Genomic DNA, 8,541 nt, shown 5'->3' on the forward strand with positions numbered 1-8,541 from the left:
TCCCTCTCCCATATCTGGGAGAGGGACTTTGAAATTCTGGCTCCCCTTCTCCCAAATCTGGGAGAAGGGGTTGGGGGATGAGGGCAAATCCTTTTCATCACCGAAGAACTACAGATTTCAAGATAGACGTGGTTTATCTCTATATTTAACTACAGGGTGATTGGAGACTTTAATTTAACTTTTGTAATAATTAGGGAAATAAACCCTCAATTGCGATTAACTTATGACTCCAGATGAGATTGAAGCAGCTATGTTCGCAGCCTTTAATGATTGTGATGCCGCAAGCTGTCCTCTCACTGACACGCAGAAACAGATATTACTGCAAGTCGTCGAGCAAATTCAGGGAAATTCTAGCTCTGGAATGTCAAATATTGCTAATCCCTTAGACGAACTTACCCCAGAAGAGTTAGAAGCATTTTTAAATTTTGTTAAGGATGAAGAAGAATGTAACCGCACTTGGAAAGTGCAATTACTCAACGACTGGCTGCGCGAAAATGACTCTGGAACAGTACAATTCATTCGCAAACGCTATGGTTTACAGTGGCTCAATCGGGTTGAATCATGTCATTTTGATAAGTATTCTTATTTTGAGGATGCATTAAAGCTGAGAGTAGGCGATCGCATTGAAACTTCCAATGCATTATGGGAATGGGTGCAAGAGGATGGGCCTTGTAAGCGCGAATGGTTTCCTTGTATGGTGATTAAGGTTGAGGAAATTAGCGATTGCGATGATTCCTCTACTAATTGCGTCGTCCGCTTCTTCAATGGCGCTGAGTATGAAATTCAAGGCATCTACGAATGGAATCGCTATAACTGGCGCTGGCCTCAAAAGTAGTGCTGAGTATTGAGTGCTAGTGCTGAGTAAATCTGATTGAGTCTTTGAACTCCGTTCATCCACCTCCGAACTCCGTTCATCCACCTTTGAACTCCGTTAATGAGTCTTTGATACTCGTTGATGAGTCTTTATACTCTGACTGCTGCTGGATGTTAATAAAATTATTGGTTGAACAACGCCCAAGCCAAAAACCTCTCGGTATAATACAACGCTAATTGATTACTCACACCGTTGAAAACAGCATCAAAAGCGTGTTCTGCCCAAGGAATTTCTAGAAAAACCGCAGTGTTACCAGAATCATGTAAACGTTCATACATTTGTCTGCCAAATCGCGCTTCTACCAAATTGTCACGACTGCCGTAAATTAGTAAAGTTGGCGGTAAAGGGTGCGTTAGGTAATTTATCGGTGAAGCAATTTGATACTGATTAGGTAATTCTTCTAAAGAACCACCGATAAATGCTTTTAAAATAGCGCGGCTGTGAATGGGATCGGGATTTGGCGGTGTTTTGTATCCTTCAGTTAAGTTAACAGGCCCGTAATAGTTCACCACAGCCCGAATCGGTGGTGCATCTGGTTGATAAGCCGCTAACATTGCTAAGTGCGCTCCCGCAGAACGTCCCAAAAGTATCATACGTTCTGGATCGGCTTCATATTCAGCTGCATGTTTGCGAACAAAATTTAGGGCTGTACGCACGTCATCTAACTGAGATGGGAACTGATATTTAGGTGCGTGTCGATAGTCGATCGCAAATACTGTATATCCATGATTAGCAAGATATTGATTAAACTCGGAATTGGCATGAGGATTGCCATATTGCCAAGCACCACCATAAATTACTACCACTGCTGGATATTTTCCTACCTCTGAAGGTTGGTAAACTTCCATTTTTAAAGGCACTCCCGCAGGAGAAGCAAAGAGAATATCTTTTTGATGACGCATTTTGCCTAATGGAATACCCCGGAAGAAATTAACTAAGTCAAAGGGATGGGTTTGCATCTTAGCGCTTACTTGGGCTGGAATTTGCACTAGATAATTTGCTCCCAATCCTTGTTTCATCGCTTTAGCCATTTGTATTTGAGTTAGTGGAATATTCACTAACACCCATCCACAAATTAGCAATCCTATCAAACTTAAAATACAAGCTAGGCGTTGTAATTTACGGCGACGGATGTATAAAAAAGAAAGTAATAAAGAGAGTAAGTTTAATAATAATAACCAAGGACTGACTTCTGGCGCTCCCACTGCTAGGGTGAGTAAAAACATATTTGGAGCCGGAAGAATAATCCAAGAGCTAAGAAATAGACTTGCAAAACTGAGTAATAATGCAAGCCATGATAAAAGCATTTTGGGTTTAGCAAACATAAATTAAAGTGCGGTAATAACGACTTCAAAGAAGTACAATCTATCCACCAATGCTTAGGTTGGCAATAGCCCAGCCCTAGCGAATGGAATTCGCGGCTATATAAACAAAGTCTGCCTCCGCAGACTAAGGAAAAATTGAGTGTTTGAAACCTACTGAGGTGAGTTTTCCCTGTGTAGACAAGCCAGTGCGTTGGGCGGCTTTGCCGACTTGAAGCAACTGGCGCGCGGTTTCTAACCGCCCTTTGAAATTATTTCTTCATCAACCTAAACCCAAATCCTGTCTCAAAGCTTGGCGCATAACTTCTACAGGTACAGTTTCCTGCTGCAACCAAATTTTTAAGGCTGCTACTCCTTGTTGAACTAGCATTTCTAATCCATCGATCGCAATTACACCTTGTTTTTCTGCTTGCTCTAGAAATTGCGTCGGTTTAGGAATATATATTAAATCGTAGGCGATCGCACCCCTTGGTAAACTCGCTATTTCCTCTACACTCAAAGGCGACTCATCAACCTTGGGATACATACCTATGGGGGTTGTGTTTACCAGCAGATTAGCTTGAGGAATTAGCTTTGAAAGTTCCTCCCATTGATGAACTTGTAAATTTTCACTTATGGGTAAATTGCTCCAACTATTGCGAAATTCTTGTAATCTCTGCACATTACGCCCAACAACATGAATTTTGGCAAAACCTAGCTGGTGACAACCTGCTACAACTGCCCTGGCTGCGCCACCATTGCCTAAAATTACCGCTACCTTCTGACTCCAATCTTGTTTATACGTTGTCTGCAAAGGAGCGATAAATCCTTCTATATCTGTGTTTGTCCCTACCCATTTATTATTTTGGCGGCTAACAGTATTCACTGCTCCGATAGTTTGAGCAAGAGGTGTAATTTCTGAGAGTAAGGGTATGATTGCTTGTTTATGAGGTATTGTGACACTAAAACCAACAACACCAATAGCGGCGAAACCTGCGATCGCTATTTCTAAATTCTCTGGTGCTATGGGAAAGGGAAGATAAACGTAATCTAATTTTAAATGAGCGAGCGCGGCATTATGCATCACTGGCGATCGCGAATGTTCCACCGGATGTCCAATGACTCCTAGTAGTTTAGTTTTGCCTGTAATTAATACTTTTGACATTTTTTATTTGTTATTTGTCAAGCATCAGCATCAAAGGTGCAATTTCGAGGCTCAAAGGCTCAATGTCGAGGTTCAAAGGCTCAATGTCGAGGCTCAAAGGCTCATCGTCAAGGCTCAAAGGCTCATCGTCGAGGCTCAAAGGCTCAACGTCGAGGCTCAAAGGCTCAACGTCGAGGTTCAAAGGCTCAACGTCGAGGTTCAAAGGCTGAAACTTCTGAGTTTTTTTCTTCTTTATCTCCCTCATCTTCCTCAGACTCCTCTGTTTTCTCTGCCCCCACGTTCTTGCACTAGCCTACAATTAATTATTAAAAGCTACTTAACATTTCTTTTGATTATGCAGGCAACTACAGCCTCCTCTACAACCCCAACTCCTGGTAAATATTGGCAGTGGCGAGGACACAACGTTTACTACGTGCGTGCCGGAGAAAAACAATCGCAACGTCCACCCTTGCTTTTAGTACATGGATTTGGTGCTTCCACAGACCACTGGCGCAAGAATATCACAGGATTGTGTCAAGATTTTGAAGTATTTGCGATCGACCTTTTGGGATTCGGGCGATCGGCAAAACCAAAATTGCAGTATAGTGGCGACTTATGGTGTGACCAACTCCATGATTTTATCACTGAAGTAATTGGTCAAAAAGCAGTATTAGCGGGTAATTCACTTGGTGGCTACGCTGGCTTGTGTGTTGCAGCACAGCGTCCTGACAGTGCGGCTGGTTTAGTGTTACTCAATAGTGCAGGGCCTTTTAGCGAAAGCCAGCCTACATCTGAACCTGAAGCTTTACAATCCGAAATTCAGCCACCTAAACAAACTTCTTCTTTACAGACACTACTGGGTGACTCGGTTAAGTGGATTCTTCAACAACCTTTAGCCCAGTTTTTGTTATTTCAATACGTGCGACAACGTTGGGTAATCCGCCAAACTCTAGAAAAAGTTTATCTTGACAAGAGTGCAATTACAGACCAATTAGTAGAAGAAATTTCTCGTCCTGCTTTCGATCCGGGTGCGTTGGATGTATTTGTTTCAGTTTTTAGCACTCCTCAAGGGGAAAAAGTTGATCTGCTACTAAAACAATTAACTTGTCCTTTATTGATGTTATGGGGAGAAGCTGACCCTTGGATGAATGCTAGAGAACGTTCCCAAAAATTTCGTCAATATTATCCTGAACTCACAGAACATTTTTTAACAGCAGGTCATTGTCCCCATGATGAAGTACCCGATAGAGTAAACCAACTTTTAGGCGATTGGGTTTTGTCTATTAAGTAAGTGAATAAGCTTTAGACATCTCCAAAATTTAAATATGCTTTATCCAGAAACCTTGTAGAGACGTAGCACTGCTACGTCTCTACATTCTTTTTCACCAAATGTCTTTTTTATAAAAGTCCCTCCAATTCGGCGAATTTACGCAAACGTGGTAGACACTGGCGCTGATAAAAACTGCTTAATGTTGGAATTGACAGCCCAAATTCCACAGATAATTCTCTCCAGCTAACTTCCGGGGGTAGTCGTTTGAGAATTAACACCTGACAATTCACATCTGGACGCCCTTTAATGTAAGTACGGCGCAATTCTCCTTCAAAATCTGTCCTAGCCCATATCTCCAAGTTTTCCAGAATGGGAGGTGTTTGGGGGCTAGCTGGGAGGTTATCTACAGGGTCAATAGTTTCACCTGTTCCACCCGATGTAGAGTGACGAACCCAAAGAGGGACTGTTGTGGCTTGTTCCCGGTTTTGGTTAATGTAAAAGTCTTGTAGTCTCCGTTTTAGGTAAGCATTCAGCCAGGTAATGACACTCCCATAGGTGGAGTCATAAATTTGACCTGTCAAACCTTCACAAACATTGCGGCAGAAATACAACCAAGTTTGTTGTAGTGCATCTTGATAGTAGGAAGTATTTTCCCTCCAGAGTTTACTTACTGTCAAGCGAATAATTTTCGTAAGCAGCTTCTGACGCTGAGGGCTTCCAGGTGGGTGTCCACAGGCTTCGGTAACTAAGCGGCGTAGCTGTTCATCGAATTGAACCATGACAATCTTGGCGAAGAAAGCAAGAATATCTTAGTATTGCGTATAACAACGCCCTAAAAAATTACCTTTTTGAGAGTTTAAGTCAGACACGATAGAACTACGCTGACGACACACACCAAAAAGCCCCGTTGGTAAAACGAGGCTTTCGTTTTTGGAATTTCATATCTACCCAATTTCAAAGCAAATTAAACGTGCGATCCAGTCATGTTCTTACCATCACCAGTTCAATCCAAACCAGGATAAGAAACTTTCCCACAAGGAATATGTGACATTTCCTACACTCATCTGCATTTTCTGGCGAATATCTTGGATATTCCAGTTGGTTAACTTAGCTAGAGTCTGCGCCTCTTGTTCAAAACGCTTGGGCAAAGACCGCTTATATTCTCTACCCGCCTGACACTTGAGTTCACCTTGGAACGGATGTTGCAAAACATAACGCCCTTGGAAAGATTCACTATTAGCAGTTTGTTGAAACATCAGGTCTTCAGGGAATTTGTCGCGGGTGTAGCGGATATGCAATCTGGAGATGAAAACGTTACTACTAAAAGAGGAACGACGAAAGCTACGGGGTACTAGCATATTACTTGAAGAATTATCATCTAGCCAAAATACGCCTGCTTGCTTGAGTTCTTCTGGAGTCAGGGGATCGGCAGCACAGGGATCGCAACTACCCATATCCCAAGCGTATTCCAAAAAACCAACTTTTCTATCTTCTTTGGTGTAGGCAGTTTGAAACATGGATTTGTAGAATTCACCAAATTCATCTTTGACAAACAAGGGAATGTTTGCATCAGAGGGTATTTTCACTGTCCGATAGTTAGTGATTTCTGCCTGTCCTTGGGGCGAGAGGATGTAGACAATCAAATCTTGCTCTTTTGTGGCATTGATCATGCCCAAACGAATTGGCAGCATGAATTTAGGTGACTGGTAGGAAATTTGTAGCGGTCGCAGGAACTGATAGCCAGATTTCTCAAATTTATCCAAGTTGACTTTGGCAACAAAGAATTTCATTGAGGAGCGAATGTAAGGCTGAAGTAACTGTTTTGCCCCTCTAGGGATTTTGTAGCCATTGCGTTTAAGCCAAGTTTCCAGTCCGCCAGATTCTTTAGCACTGAGGATCAAAATGTCATATTCACCGACGTTAAAACGTGCTTCGATTGTCACACCTAAACTGCGATCGCTTGTCTTTTTAGGTTCCTCATTGACTGCGCCTGCTCTAGATACTGGAGCAGGTCGATCTACCGAATCACTTACAGCACAAGGATCTGAGTCAAAATATTCTACCAATCGCGGCGCACTAAAGGCATCTAGGCGCTGAATAATTTTCGCTTGGGTCACATGAACTTGCTCTTTTTGCAGCACCGTTGGCACAGGTATTACTATTGCAAAATCTTTCACTTCGCCTTGAAAGTCGTTTGCCATTGTCATGACGGTGCGATCGCCATCCCGCGCAATCACAACCTGAGAAGCTTTGTTATATAGTTTTGTATCAGCTTTGGCTACATAAAATCCACAAAATGCCCAAGCTGCGGGTGCAAAGCACAAAACAGCTACGATTAGCAACAAGAATGGCGTTAAGAGTCGAAAAAATCTCATTTTATACCTCTATCTTTTTTAGTGCTGAGTTTGAAGAGAGGCGATTAATCCCGTCTGTACAGGAGTTCTGCCTCATCTGTCTCTTGCCAAGAAAATCGTGGGGCTAACCAGAGAACATCTAGCAGGATGGTCAATGGCGCAAGGGCAAACAACGCCCAGAAGACTGCGGTGGAAACAAAAAAATAATTTCGCAGGATAAAAGTTAATCCGGCGATGCAAACTGCCCAAACTACCCGCCCAATTCGGGAATTGGGGATCGATCGCGGATCTGTAATCATAAATAGAGCGAACAGCAGCAAAGACCCACTCATTAATCGATGCCAGTAAACATCCCAAGTCCAACCCAGCCAGAGATTGCGAATTGCTTCCAGCAAGGAGTAGGCACCCAAAAAAGCTGCTGTGGTGTCCCAGCGGCCAACGCGCTGCAAAATCATGCCGCCAGTACCGACAAATAATAGCCCATACCACCACTCTTCACCCCATTGTCCCGGCGAAACCCAAGCATCGGGAGTCAGAATCAAAGCGGAAATGATCCCTAAATTGGCGGGATTGAAGAAATGCTTATCACCAACTTGAAAAATAAATTTGCTGGCGATCGCAATTGCTGCGGCTATTGCCATAGTCATCCAGTGGTCAGCCCGCAACAGTAAGCTCAGTCCCAAAGATGTAATTAAAGCACTGCGAAGATTGGGGATTTGTTCTTTGCCTGTTATCCATGACAAAATCCATTGGGTTGTAAGACTTGTGGCGATCGCTATCCCAATTAACTCTGGTCGCAGCGTCCAATCTCGTGTACCGATTCCCAAGATTAGGAACAAGCCCAGAAATAGAATTTGATAATCTCGTATATCTTTGAGCAACATTACCCTTTCATTCAGGGATTCCCCGTAGATTTGTCATCAATCTAGACGAGTGTTAGCTCAAATAGTATTTCTGTTACAGATTTTGTTACAAAGCGTCCCTACTCTCTGCATCTTCTTGGTAAAACACGCGGTAGGGGCACAGCATGCTGTGCCCCTACGACAGATGTGGTTCAAATACATGAAAACTGCTGTAACGTGCAAGTGCCCAGTTCCAAGCACGGAGTTTTGTGTTCTGAGGTGCAAGTGCCGAGTTCCAAGCACGGAGTTTTGTATTCTGAGGTGCAAGTGGCGAGTTCCAATCACGGAGTTTCGTGTTCTGAGGTGCAAGTGCCGAGTTCCAAGCACGGAATTTCGTGTTCTGAGGTGCAAGTGCCGAGTTCTGAAGTGGAAGCAGGGCTATTTCATTCTCATCTAGCCCGCTTCAGAATGAATTCTGAGTCTAATAGCGAAAGTCGTCTCAAGACGACTGAGAAAAAGTTATAGTCCGTTTTAACGGACTTTAGTTATTAGCCCGGAACTTTAGTTCTGGGCGGTTTATGTCTAGAACGAAATAGCCCGTCGCAGATATCGCAGTTTCGTAAGCAACACCTACAAAAAGTTGTCAGCACCAGATAAACGCAAATGCAGCTAGCTCCCCTGTTCCCCATTTTATACCGCATTCTCCAGCCGAGTTTTCCCAACTGCCTTTGGGCTGGAAATCGCCATTCTAAAGCG

At 43.2% G+C, this 8,541-nt stretch carries 9 protein-coding genes and 1 pseudogene; 4 read left to right on the forward strand and 6 right to left on the reverse strand.

The window, feature by feature from the left end; genetic code table 11:
* The first annotated feature begins 223 nt into the window (after positions 1-223).
* Positions 224-835, forward strand: coding sequence for a hypothetical protein (locus ACYTXL_RS28890; protein WP_461927637.1), 612 nt, complete (start codon positions 224-226; stop codon positions 833-835).
* 161 nt (positions 836-996) lie between these two features.
* Here the strand turns inward: ACYTXL_RS28890 and ACYTXL_RS28895 are convergent, their stop codons facing one another.
* From ACYTXL_RS28895 to ACYTXL_RS28905, 3 genes are all read right to left on the reverse strand, one after another.
* Positions 997-2,199 carry an alpha/beta hydrolase gene (locus tag ACYTXL_RS28895; protein ID WP_461927638.1) on the reverse strand — a complete coding sequence of 401 codons (1,203 nt, stop codon included), beginning with the start codon at positions 2,197-2,199 and terminating at the stop codon, positions 997-999.
* A gap of 259 nt (positions 2,200-2,458) precedes the next feature.
* Complete coding sequence (locus ACYTXL_RS28900; RefSeq protein WP_461927639.1) at positions 2,459-3,340, reverse strand: shikimate dehydrogenase; 882 nt, start codon at positions 3,338-3,340, stop codon at positions 2,459-2,461.
* A 10-nt stretch (positions 3,341-3,350) separates the two neighbouring features.
* Positions 3,351-3,584, reverse strand: coding sequence for a hypothetical protein (locus ACYTXL_RS28905; protein ID WP_461927640.1), 234 nt, complete (start codon positions 3,582-3,584; stop codon positions 3,351-3,353).
* Positions 3,585-3,674: 90 nt separating this feature from the next.
* Here ACYTXL_RS28905 and ACYTXL_RS28910 point away from each other — a divergent pair, with 90 nt between their 5' ends.
* Complete coding sequence (locus ACYTXL_RS28910) at positions 3,675-4,610, forward strand: alpha/beta fold hydrolase (protein ID WP_461927641.1); 936 nt, start codon at positions 3,675-3,677, stop codon at positions 4,608-4,610.
* A gap of 107 nt (positions 4,611-4,717) precedes the next feature.
* On the opposite strand, the gene ACYTXL_RS28915 is transcribed toward ACYTXL_RS28910, so the two are convergent.
* The 3 genes from ACYTXL_RS28915 to ACYTXL_RS28925 all read right to left on the reverse strand — a co-directional run bounded on the left by ACYTXL_RS28915 (position 4,718) and on the right by ACYTXL_RS28925 (position 7,827).
* On the reverse strand, positions 4,718-5,368 hold the full coding sequence (locus ACYTXL_RS28915; protein ID WP_461927642.1) for a sigma-70 family RNA polymerase sigma factor: 651 nt from the start codon (positions 5,366-5,368) through the stop codon (positions 4,718-4,720).
* 216 nt (positions 5,369-5,584) lie between these two features.
* A complete protein-coding gene (locus tag ACYTXL_RS28920; RefSeq protein WP_461927643.1) occupies positions 5,585-6,964 on the reverse strand; it encodes a DUF2330 domain-containing protein in 1,380 nt (459 codons plus the stop codon).
* 44 nt (positions 6,965-7,008) lie between these two features.
* The gene (locus ACYTXL_RS28925) at positions 7,009-7,827 is read right to left on the reverse strand and encodes an RnfABCDGE type electron transport complex subunit D (protein ID WP_461927644.1); all 819 of its coding nucleotides are present in this window, start codon (positions 7,825-7,827) and stop codon (positions 7,009-7,011) included.
* A 165-nt stretch (positions 7,828-7,992) separates the two neighbouring features.
* Here ACYTXL_RS28925 and ACYTXL_RS28930 point away from each other — a divergent pair, with 165 nt between their 5' ends.
* Positions 7,993-8,310 carry a hypothetical protein gene (locus ACYTXL_RS28930; RefSeq protein WP_461927645.1) on the forward strand — a complete coding sequence of 106 codons (318 nt, stop codon included), beginning with the start codon at positions 7,993-7,995 and terminating at the stop codon, positions 8,308-8,310.
* Between the two features lie 138 nt (positions 8,311-8,448).
* Positions 8,449-8,541 (forward strand): annotated as a pseudogene (locus ACYTXL_RS28935) (polysaccharide deacetylase family protein); the annotation flags it as partial.

This window comes from Nostoc sp. (genome assembly GCF_054880495.1).